This window comes from Streptomyces sp. NPDC046881, assembly GCF_040645015.1.
Taxonomy (GTDB): domain Bacteria; phylum Actinomycetota; class Actinomycetes; order Streptomycetales; family Streptomycetaceae; genus Streptomyces.
The window spans coordinates 25,370-44,228 of sequence record NZ_JBEYXJ010000075.1; the positions used below are offsets into that span (position 1 = coordinate 25,370).

The following is an 18,859-nucleotide window of genomic DNA, read 5'->3' on the forward strand; positions in this document are numbered from 1 at the left end:
CTGCTTTCACTCACTGCTCAACCATCACATATCCCTTGGCCCCGTGCGCGGGCCCGGCACCGGACTACGCCGACCCGAGTGCCGCGCCGTCCCCGGCCCGCAACAGGCCGCAGACGTCCCGCAGTCCCGTCTCCAGCTGCGCGATCTGCGCGTCGTCGACCTCGACGGACGGTTCGAAGCGCAGGGTGTTGACGGCGCTCGCCGTGGGGAAGGTGCGCACCCGGTGGCGGCGGAGCAGGTGTCCGGCCAGCACATAGCCGAACAGCCCGCCCTGGGCGGCCTGCCGGATCTCCTCGGAGGCGGACTCCGACTGGTCCCGGAACTCCAGGCCCAGCATCAGGCCCCGGCCGCGGACCTCCGCGACGACGTCGGGGAAGTCGCCGTGCAGCCGGGTCAGCATCGAGCGCAGCGCCTCACCGCGTTCCACGGCGCGCCGGTAGGCCGCCCCGTCGTCCGCTTCGAGGAGTTCCAGGACCTTCAGGGCGATGTGGCAGGAGAAGCTGTCCTTGGCGAAGGTCGAGCTGTGGACGATCTCGAACTCCTTGCGGTACCAGGTGCGGCGCACCAGCATCACGGACGTCTTCGCGATGCCTCCGCCGAGCGTCTTGGCGAGCGTGTAGTAGTCGCCGCGCAGGCCGAGCGGGGAGCTGGCGAGCAGGGTGCCGGTGCGTCCCATGCCGCTCTGGATCTCGTCCACGACCACGGGGCAGTCGACGGCTGCGCAGAACTCCTGTATCTCCCGGGCGAACTCGGCCGACAGTTCGCGGATGCCGCCCTCGCCCTGGACGGGCTCCAGGAGGAAGGCGCAGAAGACGGGGAACTCCCGTTCCACGAGGGCGACCTGGCCGTCCACGACGGCCGGTTCCGGCAGGACGCCGCGCTCCTCGGCGTGGATCTCCTTGAGGACGTCGGGCCGGTCCTGCGGGACGAAGCGGGCCTGGGCGGCGAGGGCGGCGAACGGGAGCCGGTAGCCCTCGTTGTGTGTCAGCTGCACACTGGCGGCGAGCTTGCCGTGGAAGCCGCCCTCCAGGGACAGGAACATCGGTGGCCGGGCCGTCAGTTCACGGGTGCGCCGTTCGATCTCCTCCTCCACGAGCGCGAACCGCTCCGCCGCGGACTCCGGTCGGGCGGTGACGCCGAGGGTGTGGAGGACGGTGTCGGGCACGGTGGCCGTGCCGTCCGCCACCGCCGAGCGCACGGAGTCGCGGCGGGCGGCCGTCTGCGTCAGGAGGTCCGCGATGCGCATGCCCCGGTCGAGTTCGGCGTGCTTGATCGCCGCTTCCACGGCCTCGGCGCCGCTGTTGGCGAAGACGGCGTAGTAGGGCTCGTCGGTGCCGAGTTCGCGGTGGATGATGCGGTTGAGTTCCGCGGCGAGCCGGTTGGCGTAGGGGTGGCGGGAGAACTGCGCGTGCACGGGGGTGCCGCCGTCGAGCAGTTCCTTGGCCCGCGCCACGATCGCCGGGTGGTTGTGACCGAGGAGCACGGAACCGTAGCCGCCGGCGAAATCGGCCACCGGCAGCTCGCCGTCGTCGGTTCGCTGGTACAGGCTGTTCCCCTGCGCGCGCACGTATTCGACGGCCAGCCCCGCACTGTCGAGCACCTCGCGCAGATAGGGCTCCGCCAGCTCGGGCCCGGAAGTCGTCGCGTTGTAGTCGTCCATGGCCAGAAGAGTGCGCCAGCGGGGTCAACGGGCGGTCATCGCGGGGTCATCACCCGTGCTCAGCGAGGGGTGGCGGCGCGGTTACCCGACAGTGGGAGACGCAGCGAAAGGCGCGGGTACGTTGAATGTGTCGGCTGCTCATGCCCGTCGCGGCCCGCCGGCATCCCGTGCAGCCTAATACGGAGAGGGTGGCATGAATTCCGCGTCCACTGACATCGATTCCGTGGCCCTGCGTTCCGGGCCGGCGTCGGAATCCGGGCCGCCGCCCGCGAAGATGCGGGAAGTGATGTCCCGATTCGCCACCGGGGTCACCGTCCTCACCGTCGGCGGCGAACACGTGCACGCCATGACGGCGAATGCGTTCACTTCCGTTTCCCTCGATCCGCCGTCCGTGCTGTGCAGTGTCGGACACGGCGCCGTGATGCACAGTGCGCTCAGTTCGGCGGGGCGATTCGCCGTGAACATTCTCGGCGCCGAGCAGGAGGGGCTGGCCCGGCATTTCGCGGACAAGAAACGCACCCTCGGCGCCGCGCAGTTCCAGGGCGTGGACTGGTCGGCCGGCGAACACACCGGGGCGCCGCTGCTGGCGGGCGCGGTGGCGTGGCTGGAGTGCACGCTGACCGACTCGCACGTCTTCGCCGACCACACGCTCTTCATCGGCACGGTGCTGGCCGCGGGCCAGGGTGACGACGCGGACGGCCTGCTGTTCGTGAACGGCCGCTTCGGCCGCGCGGAGTCCCCGCGTCCGGCTGCGCACTGAGCGAACGGCCGCCTACGGCACCGGCCCACCGGCGACAGCGGTCCCGCCCCGGCCGGGCGCGGCCCCGGCCTCCGGCCCCGTGTACGACGCTGGTCGGGCACGGGGCCGGAGGCGTGCGGGGACGGAGGCGGCCGCTCGGTGGGTCTTCGGACGCCGGCTGCGTGGCCCGTTCCGGGGACGTGCGGGGGCTGGGAGGGCGCCGGGTCGGCATCGCCCCCCGGGTGACGGTGAAGGGTGGCCAGCCCCTCGCCCCGCGAACACCACGGCGTCGGCGAGGCAGGTACGACACCGGTTGCGCTCCGGGCTGCGACCCGTGCGGGAGCCCAGGACCACACCGCCCACCGCCGCCCACCGCCCGGACGGGGGCACGGCCGACTCCGCCTGCCTGCCGCCACCGACACCGCCCGGTCTGCGGAGGTGCCCCGCCGCAGCTCGGCCCGCCCGCCGCCGAGGCGGTGGTTGCCCCGGGCTCGGACGGAGTGGTGTACGCCCCCCGGGGGGGGCCGCCCCTGCCGTCACGTCGTCGCGGACGCGACACCCGCCGCCCGGGGACGTGTCCCCCGGTTCCCGAGGCGCAGGCCGGGGCCCCTGCCCGACCTCTCTCCCGCCCCCCACGAAAGTGCGCGGGGCCGACTCCGACGACCCGCCCCCTGGACGCTCGCCGTCTCGGTCCAAGCCTGACTTCGCCCAGCCGGCCAGAAGACACGGCTGGCCCCGGACCCGCGCCGAGCCAGGGGCCAGGAGCGGACCCGGAGCCAGGAGCGGACCCGGGACCAGAGGCGATCGGAAGCCACGAGCGGAACCGCGGCCAGAGGCACTCGGAGCCACGAACGAGCCCGCGACCAGGGGCGGATGAAGCAAGAGGCGGCCCCATGACCAGCCATGGGGCCCGGGGGCCATGGGGCCGACGCCGCACCGGCCCGGGGCCATGGGGCCGACGCCGCACCGGCCCGGGACCATGGGGCCGACACCACACGGGTCCGGCGCCGTGGGGCCGACGCCACACGGGCCGGGGGCCATGCGGGCGACGCCCCCTGTGGGCCCGGGCCCGGGCCACAGAGGACCCGGCCCCACACAGACCCCGGCACCACACGGAACCCGGCCGCCCCACACAGACCCCGCCACCCCAGACAACCCGGCCCCGCAGGCCCCAGCGCCACAGGCACCCCGGCCCCACGCAGGCCCCGGCACCACAGGCACCCCGGCCCCCCAGAGGCCCCGCCCCCACGCGGCGCCCCCGACCCGTCAGAGGAAGTACGTGCCGGGGTCCAGGCCCAGGAGGACGCGGCCCTGGACTTCCAGGTTGGTGTTGAGCTGGACCAGGGCGTGCAGGGAGAAGCCCTGGATGTCGCGGTGGACGCGCTGGAGTGGCTCGGTGCGGCGGATGACCGAGCCGCCGCTCGCGGTGAAGAGCAGTTCGACGGCCTCCTTGGCCAGCTGCGCGGCGTAGGCGGTACGGCCCCGCATGACGGCCTTGTCCGTGTCGGACGGCTGGACACCGGCGTCGGCCGCCTCCTGCAGGACCCGGTGCCAGGTCGCGGAGAGCGCCTCGGCGGCGGCGATCTTGTTGCCGGCGACGGCCACCTGCTGCTGGGTGAGCGGGTGCAGGCTCTGCTCCGTCCACTCGGTGTAGGTGATGCCCCGCCCGGGCAGCCGCTCCACGAACAGTTCGAGACCGCCCCGGGCCATGCCCACGAAGGTCGCGGCGACACCGGAGAGGATGTAGCCGAGCAGGGCGTAGTTGCGGCCCGTGGCCCCCGCGTTGGCCCGGTTGCCGGTGCCGCTGAGCATGGCCTCGTCGAGCCGCACCACCCGGTGCTCGGGCACGAACACGTCCTGCGCGGTCGTGGTCGAGCTGCCGGTCGCGGCGCCGGCCGTCACGTCCCAGTCGTCCGCGACGGACAGCTCGGCCGTCGGCACGAGGGCGACCAGTTCCTCCTCGGTCCCGTCGGGACGCTCGACGAGTGCCCCGAGCAGGTCCCAGCCGGCGCCCCGGACACCGGAGTTGAAGCGCCAGGTGCCGTTCAGCCGGTAGCCGCCGTCGACCGGGGTGAGCGTGCCGGTGGGGGCGAACACGATGGACACCCTGGCGCTGCCGCCCTCGAACACCTCCTTCTGCGCCCGGTCGGGGTACAGCGCGGCGGCGGCGGTGCTGGTCAGCCACACCATGGTGAGCCAGCCGGTGGACGGGCAGCCGCGAGCCACCTCGGCGATGACCTGCGCCTGCTGGGCCACGTCGAAGTCGAGGCCGCCGTGGGCGCGCGGCACGGCCGTACGGAACACCCCCGCCTTCTCCAGCAGGTGGATGTTCTCGTCCGGGATCCAGCGGCGTTCCTCCGCCTCCGCCCCGTTGCGGCGCAGGGTGGGAACGGCCTCGCGGACCGCGGTCAGTACGGAGTTCAGCTCTTCTTGCGTGGCCACTCTCTCTCCTCGGTGTGCGTGCTGTGCGCGGATTGCCGTCAGACGTCCGAACCCCCCTGGAGGGGCAGGGGGGTTCGCAGGGGTGGTGCGTTCGCCGGTGTCAGTCGGCCAGCAGGCCGTTGTCGGCGACGGGGCGGTCGATGGCCATCAGCCAGCGGCCGTCCTCGCCGCGGCGCAGCACGTCGGTGCACTGGCCGCGCAGCTGGACCGGCTCTCCGTCCGGGCCGGTGGTGTCAACCTTGTAGTCGACGCCGATCAGCGCGACGTCACCGGCGACGTAGGAGTGCGTGACGGTCGCCTCCAGGCTGGGCTTGCCGGCCAGGAACTCCTTGAAGAAGGCGAGCCGGGCCGCGCCGGTGAGGGGTTCGCCGGAGAAGTTCGAGATGGAGTCGTCGCGGTAGAGCAGGTTGAACACGGCTCCGTCGCCGGAGTTGAAGGCCTGGAGGAAGATCTCGTTCTGCAGGTCGGTGTCGGCGGTCAGGTCCGGGTGGTCCGGATCGAAGTCGACGGTGAAGTGCGACATGGGCGGTGGTCCCTTCTGCGGTCCGGGGTACGGGGCGGGCGGCTGGGGGTACGGCGGGCGGGCAGCGGTCAGCGCTGGCCGTACGGGTCGTCGATGGCGTAGCGCCACACCTTGTCCTCGCCCAGGCGCAGGACGTCGACGCCGATGCCCTGGAGCCGCTCGGGCTTGCCGTCGGCGTCGACCGTGTCGATCGTCCAGTCGACGATCAGGAGGGCGGTGTCACCGGTGACGTACTTCTCGCGGGGCACGGCCGTCATCTTCGGCCGGTTCTTCAGGAATTCCCTCTGGTACTCCCGCCGCGCCTCGCCGGTCAGCGGCTTTCCGGGCTCCCAGATGATGACGGCCTCTTCCGTGTAGAAACTGTCGACCGTCTCGAAGTCGCCGGCGTTGAACGCCGCCACATACTGATCGGTGTGCTTTTCGACGTTGTCGGTGAGCTGAGACATGACGAGAGTCAACCTGCCTTCTCGTGACGTGGCGTGCATTCCGTCGGCAACATTAGGGGCGGGCATCAACATGTCGACCATCACCGGGTAATGAGCCGATCTCCTGCCGGGAAGCCCGCGATTACCGGGCGGTTGACGGCTGCTGAGAAGCCGGAGAGCAGCGCCTGCCTACGATCGGCGTGCTTTCTCCGAAACGCCTTTGCCGGCCGGCGACTCCGACCGGTGCGAGCTGGAAAGGGAAGTCGAACGCCATGACGGATCAGCAGCGTTCCCACCCGGTCGTCCGCGGCCCCGGACACGACGAGGACACCGCCGAGGGCATCGCCGTCGTCGGCATGGCCTGCCGGCTTCCCGGAGCCGACGGACCCGACGCGTTCTGGGACCTGCTGCTCCAGGGGCGGGACGCGATCACCGACGTACCCGACGGGCGGTGGACGGCCGCGGCGACCGGCACGGTCCCCGAGGCCGCCGAACCCGGCATGCGCCGCGGCGGGTTCCTCGACGCGGTGGACACCTTCGACGCCGCGTTCTTCGGGGTCTCGCCCCGCGAGGCCGTCACCATGGACCCGCAGCAGCGGCTGGTGCTCGAACTGGCCTGGGAGACGCTGGAGGACGCGGGCGTCCTGCCGCGGTCCCTGCGCGGCAGCCGCACCGCGGTGTTCGTCGGCACCCTGCGCGACGACTACACCGCGCTGCTCTACCAGCACGGCGAACAGGCGGTCACCCAGCACACGCTGGCGGGCGTCAACCGGGGCGTCATCGCCAACCGGGTGTCGTACCACCTCGGTCTGCGCGGCCCGAGCCTCACGGTCGACTCCGCGCAGTCGTCCTCGCTGGTCGCGGTGCACCTGGCCTGCGCGTCCCTGCGGGCGGGCGAGTCCGAGGCGGCCCTGGTCGCGGGCGTCAACCTGCATCTGCTGGCCGAAGGGGCGCTGGCCGAGGAGCGGTTCGGCGGGCTGTCGCCGACCGGGACGACGTACACCTTCGACGCGCGCGCCGACGGCTTCGTCCGCGGCGAGGGCGGGGCGGCCTGCCTGCTCAAGCCGCTGGCCCGGGCGATCGCGGACGGCGACCGCATCTACGGCGTCATCCGCGGCAGCGCGGTCAACAACGACGGTGCGACCCCGGGGCTGACCGTGCCCGACCGGCAGGCGCAGGAGCGGGTGCTGCGCGAGGCGTACCGGCGGGCCGGGGTCGAGCCCGCGGCCGTGCAGTACGTCGAGCTGCACGGCACCGGCACGCCCGTGGGCGACCCGATCGAGGCGGCTGCCCTCGGTGCGGTGCTCGGTGCCGGACGCGGCCACGAGGAGCGGTTGCGGGTCGGCTCGGCGAAGACCAACGTCGGGCACCTCGAAGGTGCCGCCGGGATGGTCGGCCTGGTCAAGACGCTGCTGGCGATCAGCCACCGCCGGCTTCCCGCGAGCCTGAACTTCGCCGAGCCGAACCCGGGGATCCCGCTGGCGGAGCTGGGTCTGCGGGTGCAGGACGAGCCGACCGGCTGGCCCGCGCCCGAGGCACCGCTGGTGGCCGGGGTGTCGTCCTTCGGCATGGGCGGCACGAACGCCCACGTGGTCGTGGCGGAGCCCCCACTGCCCGCACCGGCCCACACGACCGACCCCGAAGCCGCCGATGTCCCCGGCGACGGCCTCGAAACCGCCGACGCCCCCACCAGCGGTGCCGAAGTCGCCGACGCCTCCGTTACCGACCTCGAAACCGCCGACGCCCCCGCCGGCGGTGCCGAAGCCGCTGCCACCGGCACCCCGACAGCCGCCCCCGACTCCGCCGGCACCCCCACAACCACCCCCTCCCCCACCCCACCCCCGGCCCCCCTGCCCTTCGCCGCTCTCGTCCTGTCCGCCCGTTCCGAGGCGGCCCTGCGCGGGCAGGCCGCGAAGCTGGGTGCCGTGCTCGGGCGGGACGGTGCGGCGGGGACGCTGGACGTGGCGTGGTCGCTGGCGACGACCCGCAGTGTGTTCGAGCACCGGGCGGTCCTGCCGGTCCCCACCGACGACCGGGGCGAACTGCTCGCCGCCCTGGCCGCCCTCGCCGGCGGCGAGCGCTCGCCGCGGGTGGTGACCGGGGCCGCGACCGACGCCGGGCTCGCCTTCCTGTTCACCGGCCAGGGCGCGCAACGCGCCGGCATGGGCCTGGAGCTGTACGAGGCGTTCCCGGTGTTCGCGGCGGCGTTCGACGCGGTGTGCGCCGTACTCGATCCGCTGCTGGAGCGTCCGCTGCGTGACGTGATCGCCTCCGGCGAGGGCCTGGACGAGACGGGGTCCACGCAGCCCGCGCTGTTCGCGGTGGAGGTCGCGCTGTACCGGCTCGTGGAGTCGTGGGGTCTGCGGCCGGACCTGGTCGCCGGTCACTCGGTCGGTGAGATCGCCGCCGCCCATGTCGCGGGGGTGCTGGACCTGGCCGACGCGGCCCGGCTGGTCGCGGCCCGCGGACGGCTGATGCAGGCGCTGCCGGCCGGCGGCGCCATGGTGGCGGTGGAGGCCACGGAGGACGAGGTCCTCGCGCTGCTGGCCGGTCACGAGGAGCGGGCCGGTGTCGCCGCGGTGAACGGGCCGCGCGCGGTGGTGGTCTCCGGCGCCGAGGAGACGGTCCTCGCGGTGACCGGGCAGCTGGCCGCCCAGGGCCACCGGACGGCCCGGCTGTCGGTGTCGCACGCCTTCCACTCGCCCCTGATGGAGCCGATGCTGGAGGAGTTCCGCGCCGTGGTCGGCGCGCTGACCCTGCGCGCGCCCCGAGTCGCGGCCGTGTCGACGGTCAGCGGCCGGCCGGTCGCCGACGAGTGGGCCTCGGTGGACTACTGGGTGGAGCAGGTGCGCCGCCCGGTGCGCTTCGCCGACGCGGCGCGGGCGCTGGCGGACGCGGGCGCGGGCCTGTTCCTGGAGCTGGGCCCCGACACGGTCTGCGCCACCATGGCCGACGCCTCGGTGGGCGGCGACGGCACGATCGTCACGGCCGGCGCGCTGCGCCGTGAGCGCCCCGAGGTGCCCTCCCTGCTCGCCGCCGTCGGCAGGGTGTTCGCGCACGGCGCCGGTGTCGACTGGGCGGCCGTGCACGCGGGCCGGGGCGCGCGCCGGGTGCCGCTGCCCACGTACGCCTTCCAGCGGGAGCGCTACTGGGTCGGCGGCACGGCCCGCCCGGCCCTGCCGTCGGCTCCGGTCGCGGACACCCGGAGCGCTCCGGCGGCCACGGCCGCGCCGGACGTGCGGGAGCTGGTGCAGCGGGAGGCCGCCCGGGTGCTGGAGTACCCGGACGGGCAGCCGGTGCCGGCCCGGGCCACGTTCAAGGAGCTGGGCTTCGACTCGCTGATGTCGGTGGAGCTGCGTGACGCGCTGGCTGCGGCGACCGGGCTGCGGCTGCCGGGCGGGCTGCTCTTCGACCACCCGACGCCCGAGGCCCTCGCCGAGCGGCTGGGCGCGCTCCTGGAGGGGACGCGGCCGGCCGTGGCGCCGGAGCCGGCCGGGCCGGCCGGTTCCGAGGAGCCGATCGCCGTGGTCGGCATGGCCTGCCGGTTCCCGGGCGGGGTGCGTTCGCCGGAGGACCTGTGGCGGCTGCTGGTCGAGGAGCGGGACGCCGTGTCCGGCTTCCCGACGGACCGCGGCTGGAACCCGGAGCTGTACGACGGCGATCCCGGGCGCAGCGGGCACAGCACCGTGCGCGAGGGCGGCTTCCTGGACGACGCCGCCTGGTTCGACAACGGCTTCTTCGGCATCTCGCCCCGCGAGGCGCTCGCGATGGATCCGCAGCAGCGGCTGCTGCTGGAGACCGCGTGGGAGGCCGTCGAGCGGGCCGGCCTGGACGCGGAGGGCCTGCGGGGCAGCCGTACCGGCGTGTTCATCGGTGCCACGGCGCTCGACTACGGGCCGCGGATGCAGGACGCCCCCGACAGCGTCGAGGGGCACGTGCTCACCGGTACGACCCCGAGTGTGCTGTCCGGGCGCATCGCCTACCAGCTGGGGCTGGTCGGTCCCGCGGTGACCGTCGACACGGCCTGCTCCTCCTCGCTCACCGCCCTGCACCTGGCGGTGCGTTCGCTGCGGTCGGGCGAGTCGGCGCTGGCCCTGGCGGGCGGGGTGACGGTGATGTCGTCGCCGGGCATGTTCGTGGAGTTCTCCCGCCAGCGCGGGCTGGCCGCGGACGGCCGGTCCAAGGCGTTCGCGGCCTCGGCCGACGGCACCTCCTGGGCGGAGGGCGTGGGTCTGCTGGTGGTCGAGCGGCTGTCGGACGCCGTGCGCAACGGCCACCGGGTGCTCGCCGTGGTCCGGGGCACCGCGGTCAACCAGGACGGCGCCAGCAACGGGCTCACCGCGCCCAACGGCCCCTCCCAGGAGCGGGTCATCCGGGCGGCCCTGGCGGACGCGGGGCTCGGCCCGGCGGACGTCGACGCGGTGGAGGCCCACGGCACCGGCACCCGCCTCGGCGACCCCATCGAGGCGGAGGCGGTCATCGCCACCTACGGGCAGGACCGCCCGGACACGTCCCCGGTGCGGCTCGGCTCGCTGAAGTCGAACATCGGGCACGCGCAGGCCGCGGCGGGCGTCGGCGGCGTGATCAAGATGATCGAGGCCATGCGGCACGGCCTGCTCCCCCGCACCCTGCACGTCGAGGAGCCCACGCCGCTGGTCGACTGGTCCGCGGGCGCGGTGTCCCTGCTGACCGAGCCGGCCGTGTGGCCGGACGCCGGCCGGCCGCGGCGCGCCGCCGTGTCCTCCTTCGGCATCAGCGGCACCAACGCCCATGTCGTCCTGGAGGAGGCCCCCGAGCCGGTGTCCGCCCCGGAGCCCGCCGAGCCGGCCGTGCCGGTGCCGTGGCTGCTGTCCGCGCAGGACGCGGCGGCGCTGCGCGCCCAGGCGGGCCGGCTGCGCGATCTGGTGCTCGCCACGGGGACGCACCCGTCCGACGTGGGGTACACGCTGGCCGCCCACCGGACGGCCCTGCCGCACCGGGCGGCCGTCGTCGGGGTGACCACGCAGGACCTGCTGACGGGTCTCGGTGCCCTCGCCGAGGGCCGGGACGACGCGCGTACGGTGGCCGGTGACGCGTCGGGAGCGGGCCGTACGGCCTTCGTCTTCACCGGCCAGGGCGCCCAGCGCCTCGGCATGGGGCGCGAGCTGTACGCCGGCCACCCCGTCTTCGCCGCCGCGCTGGACGAGGTGTGCGCGGCCTTCGACGGTCACCTGGAACGGCCGCTGCGGGAGGTGCTGTTCGCCGCGGAGGACGGTGCCCAGGCGGCGCTGCTCGACCGTACCGCGTACACCCAGCCGGCCCTCTTCGCGATCGAGGTCGCGCTGTTCCGGCTGGCCACGCACCACGGGCTCGTCCCGGACCTGCTCGCCGGGCACTCCATCGGCGAGCTGGCCGCCGCGCACTGCGCGGGCGTGCTCTCCCTGGCGGACGCGGCCCGGCTGGTGGCCACGCGCGGCCGGCTGATGGAGTCGGCGCGCGAGGGCGGCGCGATGGTGGCCGTGGAGGCGGACGAGGACGAACTGGTCGGCGAGCTGGCCGAGTTCGCGGGCCGTCTCGCGGTGGCCGCGGTCAACGGGCCGAGGGCCGTCGTGCTCTCCGGTGACGCGGACGCGGCGGAGGAGGTGGCCGAGCGGCTGCGGACCCGGGGCCGCCGGACGCGCCGCCTGACGGTCAGTCACGCCTTCCACTCGCCGCACATGGACGAGATCCTCGAGGAGTTCCGTTCGGTGGCGGCGGAGCTGACGTTCCGCCAGCCGGGCGTCCCGATCGTGTCCACGGTGACCGGCCGGGTCGCCACCGCCGCGGAACTGTCCTCCGCGGACTACTGGAGCGGGCAGATCCGCGAGGCCGTGCGGTTCCACGACGCCGTCCGCGAGTTGCGGGCGCGCGGTGCGACGGTGTTCGTGGAGATCGGGCCCGACGCGGTGCTGACCGCCCTGGTGCGGGCGGTCCTGGACGGACCGGCGCCGGCCGTGGCCGTACCGCTGCTGCGGGCGGGCCGCCCCGAGTCCGAGACCCTCGCGCTGGGGCTGGCGACCGCGCGCGTGCACGGCGCGCCGCTCGACGGCGCCACGTTCTTCCCGGGCGGCCGCCCGGCCGATCTGCCGACGTACCCCTTCCAGCGGGAGCGGTTCTGGCTGCCCTCCGGGGCCCCGGCGGACGCCCGCTCCCTCGGGCTGGACCCGGCCCGGCACCCACTGCTGTCCACGGCCGTGGAGCTGGCCGACCGCGGCGACCTGGTGCTCACGGGTCTGCTGTCCACCGCCACCCACCCGTGGCTGGCCGACCACGCCGTCGCGGGGAGCGTCCTGGTGCCCGCCACGGCCTTCCTGGAGCTGGCGCTGGCCGCCGGCGAGCGGCTGGGCACCGACCGGATCGGGGAACTGACCCTGGAGACGCCGCTGGTGCTGTCCGCCGAGGCGGCGGCACGGGTCCAGGTCACCGTCGGCCCGCCCGACGCCGACGGCCTGCGGCCCTTCGCGGTGCACTCCCGGCCCGGCCACGCCGCGGACGGGGACCCGCAGTGGACCCGGCACGCCTCGGGCCTCCTGGGCGGCCCGGCCGCCGCGCCCGCCGCCGGTCCGGCCGCCTGGCCGCCCGCCGGGGCGACGGAGCTGCCGACCGAGGACGTCTACGAGCGCCTCGCCGAGGCCGGATACGTCTACGGCCCCGCCTTCCAGGGCGTGACCCGCGTGTGGCGGGCCGGCGACGAGCTGTACGCCGAGGTCCGGCTGCCCCAGGAACAGCGGACCGGTGCCGCCGGCTTCGCAGTGCACCCCGCGCTGCTCGACGCCGTGCTGCACCCGCTGGTCCTGCACGCCGCCGAGGCCGCGGGCGACGGGGCGGTGCGGCTGCCGTTCGCCTGGACGGGCATGGAGCTGCGGGCGGCCGGGGCCACCGAGCTGCGCGCCCGTATCTCCCCCACCGGCCCGGACAGCTTCGCGCTGTCCCTCGCCGACGGCTCCGGAGCGCCGGTGGCGTCCGTGGCGTCGCTGGCGCTGCGCGCGGTTCCGCGCGGCGGGCTCGCGGTACGCGACGGCGCGGCGGACGCCCTGTACGGGGTGGAGTGGCATCGGCTTCCCTCGCCCGCCGCCGACGAGGTGCGGCTCGTGGCGGCGACCGGCGGCGAACTCCCCGACGAGAGCGGCGCGTTCACCGTGCTGGTGCGCGTCGGGGAGCTCGCCGCCGAGGGGGACGACCCGGCCGCCGCGGCGCACGCCACGGCACGGCACGTCCTCGGGCTGGTCCAGCGGTTCCTCGCGGACGAACGGTACGCGCAGGCCCGTATGCTCCTCGTCACCCGGCGGGCGGTGGCCGCGCGGGAGGGCGAGGAGATCACCGGGCTGGCCTCCGCTCCGGTCTGGGGGCTGGTGCGCTCGGCCCAGTCCGAGCACCCGGGCCGGCTGGTGCTCGCCGATGTGACCGGCCCGGACGACGAGTCCCTGCTGACGGCCGCCCTGGCCACGGACGAGCCGCAAGTGGCCGTCCGGGACGGCGGGTTGCTGGTCCCGCGCCTCGGCCGGGCGGGTGCCGCGAGCGAGCCGGTGCGCCTCGCCGCCGACGGCACCGTCCTGATCACCGGCGGAACCGGCGGTCTCGGCGCCCTGTTCGCGGAGCACCTGGTGCGCGAGCACGGGGTGCGGCACCTGCTCCTGGCCAGCCGCCGCGGCCCGGACGCCCCCGGCGCCCGGGACCTGCACACCCGGCTCACCGGACTCGGCGCCGCCGTCACCCTCACCGCCTGCGACACCACCGACCGCGACCAACTCGCCCGCCTCCTCGACACCGTCCCCGCCGACCACCCCCTCACCGCCGTCGTCCACACCGCAGGCACCCTCGACGACGGCCTCCTCACCGACCTCACCCCCGACCGCCTCCACACCGTCCTGCGACCCAAGACCGACGCCGCCTGGCACCTCCACGACCTCACCCGCCACCACCCCCTCACCGCCTTCGTCCTGTTCTCCTCCGTCTCGGGTCTCGTCGGCACCCCCGGCCAGGCCAACTACGCCGCCGGCAACGCCTATCTGGACGCGCTGGCCGCGCACCGCAGGGCACAGGGCCTGCCCGCCGTCTCCCTGGCCTGGGGCCTGTGGGACGCGACGGGCGGCATGGGCGGCACGCTCGGTGAGGCCGACGTGGCCCGGTGGCGCCGCGCGGGCATCCGTGCGCTCGAACCGGCCGAGGGGCTCGCGCTGTTCGACCGGGCGCTGGCCCAGCCCGCCGCGCTGCTGGCGCCGGTCGCCTTCGACCTGCCCGCGCTGCGCGGCCGGGACGAGCAGCCGGCGGCGCTGCTGCGCGGACTCGTGCGGCCGGTGTCCCGTCGTACGGCCGCCCGCGCGGGCGGTGCGGACACGGGCTGGGCGCAGCGGACCGCGGCCCTGCCCGAGGAGGAACGCGGCGGCGCCGTGCTGGAGTTGGTGCGGGCCACGATCGCGCGGGTGCTCGGGCACAGCGACGCGGCGGCCGTGGATCCGCAGCGCGCCTTCAGCGAGGCCGGGTTCGACTCTCTGACCGGTGTCGAACTGCGCAACCAGCTCATCGCGGCGACGGGCCTGCGCCTGTCGACCACGGTCGTCTTCGACCACCCCTCGCCGCAGGCCCTCGCCGACCATTTGGTGTCGCTGGTGGCCGCTCCCACCGCTCCCCCGGTCGCGGCCCCGGTCCGTACGGCCGCCTCCGCGGACGAGCCGATCGCCATCGTGGGCATGGCCTGCCGCTATCCCGGCGGGGTGGCCTCGCCGGACGACCTGTGGCGGCTGGTCGCCGACGGCGCCGACGCCATCAGCGAGTTCCCGGTCAACCGGGGCTGGGACCTGGAGCGGCTCTACGACCCCGACCCGGCCGCCACCGGAACGTCGTACGTGCGGCACGGCGGGTTCCTGCACGACGCCGACCAGTTCGACCGCGAGTTCTTCGGGATCTCGCCGCGCGAGGCGACGGCGACGGACCCGCAGCAGCGGCTGCTGCTGGAGACGGCCTGGGAGGCGCTGGAGAGCGCGGGACTTGACCCGGCCGCCCTGCGCGGCTCGCGCACCGGTGTGTTCACCGGCGCCATGTACGACGACTACGTGTCGCGGCTGGCCTCCAGCCCGAAGGAGTTCGAGGGTTTCCTGCTCGCCGGCAACCTCTCCAGCGTCATCTCGGGGCGGCTGTCGTACACCTACGGTTTCGAGGGGCCGGCCGTCACCGTCGACACCGCCTGCTCCTCCTCGCTCGTCGCCCTGCATCTGGCCGCCGGTGCCCTGCGCAACGGCGAGTGCGACCTCGCCCTGGCCGGCGGGGTGACCGTGATGGCGGGTCCGAGTGTCTTCGTGGAGTTCTCGCGGCAGCGGGGGCTGTCGGCCGACGGGCGCTGCCGCTCCTTCTCCGCCGACGCCGACGGCACCGGCTGGGCGGAAGGCGTCGGTCTCCTCCTCGTCGAACGTCTCTCCGACGCCCGCCGCAACGGCCACCGCGTCCTCGCCGTGCTGCGCGGCAGCGCGGTCAACCAGGACGGGGCCAGCAACGGGCTCACCGCGCCCAACGGCCCCTCCCAGGAGCGGGTCATCCGGGCGGCCCTGGCGGACGCGGGGCTCGGCCCGGCGGACGTCGACGCCGTCGAGGCCCACGGCACCGGCACCCGCCTCGGCGACCCCATCGAAGCCCAGGCCATCCTCGCCACCTACGGCGCCGCCCACACCCCCGACCAGCCCCTCTGGCTCGGCTCACTCAAATCCAACATCGGCCACGCCCAGGCCGCGGCGGGCGTCGGCGGCATCATCAAGATGATCCAGGCCCTCCGCCACCACACCCTGCCCAGGACCCTGCACGCCGAGAACCCCAGCCCCATGGTCGACTGGTCCACCGGCACCATGCGCCTGCTCACCGAACCCGTCCCCTGGCCCGCTGGCCCCACCGCACGCCCCCGCCGCGCCGCCGTCTCCTCCTTCGGCATCAGCGGCACCAACGCCCACGTCATCCTGGAGGAGCCGCCCGCCGAGGAACCGCGCGAGGAGCCGGCCGGGTACTCCGCCGGCGCCGGGCCCTGGCTGCTGTCGGCACGGGACGAGGACGCCCTGCGGGCCCAGGCGGCGCGGCTGCACGCGCACGTGGACGCCTCCGGCACGGCACTGGCGGACATCGGTTTCTCCCTGGCCACCACCCGTGCCCTGCACGGCCGGGCCGCGGCCGTCGTGGCCACCGACCGTGCCGGGTTCCTGGACGCGCTGGAGCGGACGGCCCGCGGTGAGACGTCGGCGGCGGTGGTCCGCGAGGACGGGACCGTGCCGCGCGGCAGGACGGCCTTCCTGCTCACCGGGCAGGGGGCGCAGCGGCTCGGCATGGGCCGTGAACTGTACGAGGCCTCCCCGGTGTTCGCGGAGGCGTTCGACGAGGTGTGCCGGCACCTGGACCGGGAGCTGGTACGGCCGGTCAAGCAGGTGCTGTTCGCGCCGGAGGACTCCGCCGACGCGGCGCTGATCGACCTGACCGCGTTCACCCAGGCCGCGCTGTTCGCCGTGGAGACCGCGCTGTTCCGGCTCGCCGAACACCAGGGGCTGGTCCCGGACTTCCTGCTGGGCCACTCCCTCGGCGAGGTGACCGCCGCGCACCTGTCGGGTGTGCTGGACCTGCCGGACGCCTGTGTGCTGATCGCCGAGCGCGGCCGTCTCATGCAGGCGGCGCGCGAGGGCGGGGCGATGGCCGCGATCGAGGCGGGCGAGGAGGACGTACGCGCCTCCCTCGCCGGCTTCGGCGACGCGGTGACGGTCGCCGCGGTCAACGCGCCGCTGGCCACCGTGGTCTCCGGGGACGCCGAGGCCGTCGACGCGGTCACCGCCGGGTGGCGCGCCCGTGGGGTGCGGACCAGGCGGCTGCCGGTCAGCCACGCCTTCCACTCGGCCCACATGGCGGAGATCCTCGACGAGTTCCGGTCCGTGGCCAAGGGCCTGACGTTCCACCGGCCGAAGATCCCGATAGTGTCGAACGTGACGGGTGTGCTGGCCACCGACGAGCAGCTGACCTCCCCGGAGTACTGGACCCGGCACATCCGGGAGGGGGTCCGCTTCATGGACGGCGTGCGGCACCTGGCCGGCCTCGGGGTCACGGAGTGGCTGGAGCTCGGCCCGGACGGGGTGCTCACCGCGCTCGCCCGCGCCTGCCTCGACGGCACGGACACCGGTGCGCTGGTGCCGGCGCTGCGCCGGGACCGGCCGGAGGGCGTCGCGTTCGCCACGGCCCTCGCCCGGTTCGCGCTGCGCGGCGCCCCGGTGCGCTGGGAGCGGGTCTTCCCGGGCGCCCGGCGCACCGATCTGCCGACCTATGCGTTCCGGCACCGGCGGTACTGGCTGGACGCGCCCGCCGCGGCGGGCGACGCGAACGGCCTGGGGCTCGCCGAGGCGGACCATCCGCTGCTCGGGGCCGCGGTCGCCCTGGCCGGCCGGGACGAGCAGGTCTTCACCGGGCGGCTGTCGCGCTCCGGGCTGCCCTGGCTCACCGGTCACGCCGTCGCCGGCACCGTCCTGGTGCCCGCGACCGGTCTGCTGGACCTCGCGCTGACGGCGGCGGAGCGCACCGGTGCGGCCGGGGTCGAGGAGCTGACGCTCGCCGCCCCGCTGGTGCTGCCCGAGCGCGGCGGCGTCCAGCTCCAGGTGTCCGTCGCCCCCGACGACGCCGGCGGGCGCTCGGTCCGGGTGCACTCCCGGCCGGACGCGGGCCGCGACGGCGGTGAGGAGCACGGCTGGACGCTGCACGCGCACGGCCGGCTCACGGACACCGCGGGCGGTCCCGGCGCGGAGCTGCGGGCCTGGCCCCCGGCGGGCGCCACCGAGGTCGACCTGAGCGGCGTCTACGAGCGGCTGGCCGAGGCGGAGTACGCGTACGGGCCGCCGTTCAGCGGGCTGCGCCGCCTGTGGACGTCGGCCGCCGACGGCGCGTTGTACGCGGAGGTGTCCCTCGACGAGGAGTGGCGCGCGGACGCCGGACGCTTCCTGGTGCATCCGGCGCTGCTGGACGCGGCGCTGCATCCGGTGCTGCCCGGGGTGGCGGGACCGGGGGGCCGCTCGTGGCTGCCGTTCGCCTGGTCGGGGGTCACGGTGCACGCGACGGGCGCGGCGAGCCTCAGGGTCCGGCTGGCGCCGGCCGCCGGCGACCCGGACTCGCCGACGTACGCCCTGACGGTCTGCGACCCCACCGGCGCGCCGGTGGTCTCGGTCGACGCGCTCACCCTGCGGCCGCTGTCCGCGGAGGCGCTGCGGGCCGCGGACGGCGGGGGCCGCGACGGGCTGTTCCGGGTGGAGTGGACGCCGCTCCCACAGGAGCCGGCGCAGCCCGCGGCCGGTTCGCTCGCCGTGCTCGGCCGCTCCGGGACGGCGGCGTACGGCGCTACGGTCGCGTACGACGGCCTGCCCGCCCTGGTCCGCGCGGTGGACGCCGGTGCCGAGGTCCCGCCGTACGTGCTGCTGCCGGTGGGGGAACACCCGGAGGCGGAGGTTCCCGACGCCGTGCGGGAGGTGACGGAAGGCGTCCTGGGCGACCTGCAGGCCTGGCTGGCCGACGAGCGGTTCGCCGCGTCGCGGCTCGTGGTGGTCACGCGGGGCGCCACCGGCGGGACGAACCTGGTGCACGCCCCGGTCTGGGGGCTGGTGCGCTCCGCGCAGACGGAGAACCCGGACCGGCTCGTCCTCGTCGACGCGGAACAGGACGGCGACCTCACCGCGCTGCCCGGCGCGCTCGCCACCGGCGAGCCGCAACTGGCCCTCCGCGAGGGCACGTTGCTCGTGCCCCGCTGGGCCCGCGCGGCAGCGGACGCCACCGCGCCCGAGTGGGGTGACGGCACGGTGCTGATCACCGGTGCGACCGGCGCGCTGGGCACCGTCCTGGCGGAGCACCTGGTGCGCGAGCACGGGGTGCGGCACCTGCTCCTGGCCAGCCGCCGCGGCCCGGACGCCCCCGGCGCCCGGGACCTGCACACCCGGCTCACCGGACTCGGCGCCACCGTCACCCTCACCGCCTGCGACACCACCGACCGCGACCAACTCGCCCGCCTCCTCGACACCGTCCCCGCCGACCACCCCCTCACCGCCGTCGTC

6 protein-coding genes are annotated in these 18,859 nt (G+C 75.3%); 2 read left to right on the forward strand and 4 right to left on the reverse strand.

All coding sequences use genetic code 11. The features are described from left to right. Positions 1-64: 64 nt before the first annotated feature. Positions 65-1,660: an aminotransferase class III-fold pyridoxal phosphate-dependent enzyme gene (locus ABZ923_RS28695; protein WP_361476932.1), complete on the reverse strand. Its 1,596-nt coding sequence runs from the start codon at positions 1,658-1,660 to the stop codon at positions 65-67. Positions 1,661-1,946: 286 nt separating this feature from the next. On the opposite strand from ABZ923_RS28695, the gene ABZ923_RS28700 reads away from it, so the two are divergent. Further along, entirely contained in the window at positions 1,947-2,420 is a 474-nt protein-coding gene (locus ABZ923_RS28700) for a flavin reductase family protein (RefSeq protein ID WP_361476934.1), read from the forward strand. Between the two features lie 1,245 nt (positions 2,421-3,665). On the opposite strand, the gene ABZ923_RS28705 is transcribed toward ABZ923_RS28700, so the two are convergent. From ABZ923_RS28705 to ABZ923_RS28715, 3 genes are all read right to left on the reverse strand, one after another. Beyond that, positions 3,666-4,841 (reverse strand): acyl-CoA dehydrogenase family protein, encoded by a 1,176-nt coding sequence (locus ABZ923_RS28705; protein WP_361476936.1) that lies wholly within the window; start codon positions 4,839-4,841, stop codon positions 3,666-3,668. 100 nt (positions 4,842-4,941) lie between these two features. After that, a complete protein-coding gene (locus ABZ923_RS28710) occupies positions 4,942-5,364 on the reverse strand; it encodes a nuclear transport factor 2 family protein (RefSeq protein WP_361476938.1) in 423 nt (140 codons plus the stop codon). Positions 5,365-5,432: 68 nt separating this feature from the next. Beyond that, positions 5,433-5,810, reverse strand: a complete 378-nt coding sequence (locus tag ABZ923_RS28715; RefSeq protein ID WP_361476940.1) for a nuclear transport factor 2 family protein — start codon at positions 5,808-5,810, stop codon at positions 5,433-5,435. Between the two features lie 251 nt (positions 5,811-6,061). Between ABZ923_RS28715 and ABZ923_RS28720 the strand changes: the two genes are divergently transcribed. Beyond that, on the forward strand, positions 6,062-18,859 hold a 12,798-nt coding region (locus ABZ923_RS28720; RefSeq protein ID WP_361476942.1), incomplete at its 3' end, for an SDR family NAD(P)-dependent oxidoreductase.

Bases quoted from the DNA above. Each gene is read 5' to 3' on its own strand.
- ABZ923_RS28710 (WP_361476938.1), bottom strand. From the start codon at position 5,364: ATGTCGCACTTCACCGTCGACTTCGATCCGGACCACCCGGACCTGACC.
- ABZ923_RS28715 (WP_361476940.1), bottom strand. From the start codon at position 5,810: ATGTCTCAGCTCACCGACAACGTCGAAAAGCACACCGATCAGTATGTG.
- ABZ923_RS28695 (WP_361476932.1), bottom strand. From the start codon at position 1,660: ATGGACGACTACAACGCGACGACTTCCGGGCCCGAGCTGGCGGAGCCC.
- ABZ923_RS28700 (WP_361476934.1), top strand. From the start codon at position 1,947: ATGTCCCGATTCGCCACCGGGGTCACCGTCCTCACCGTCGGCGGCGAA.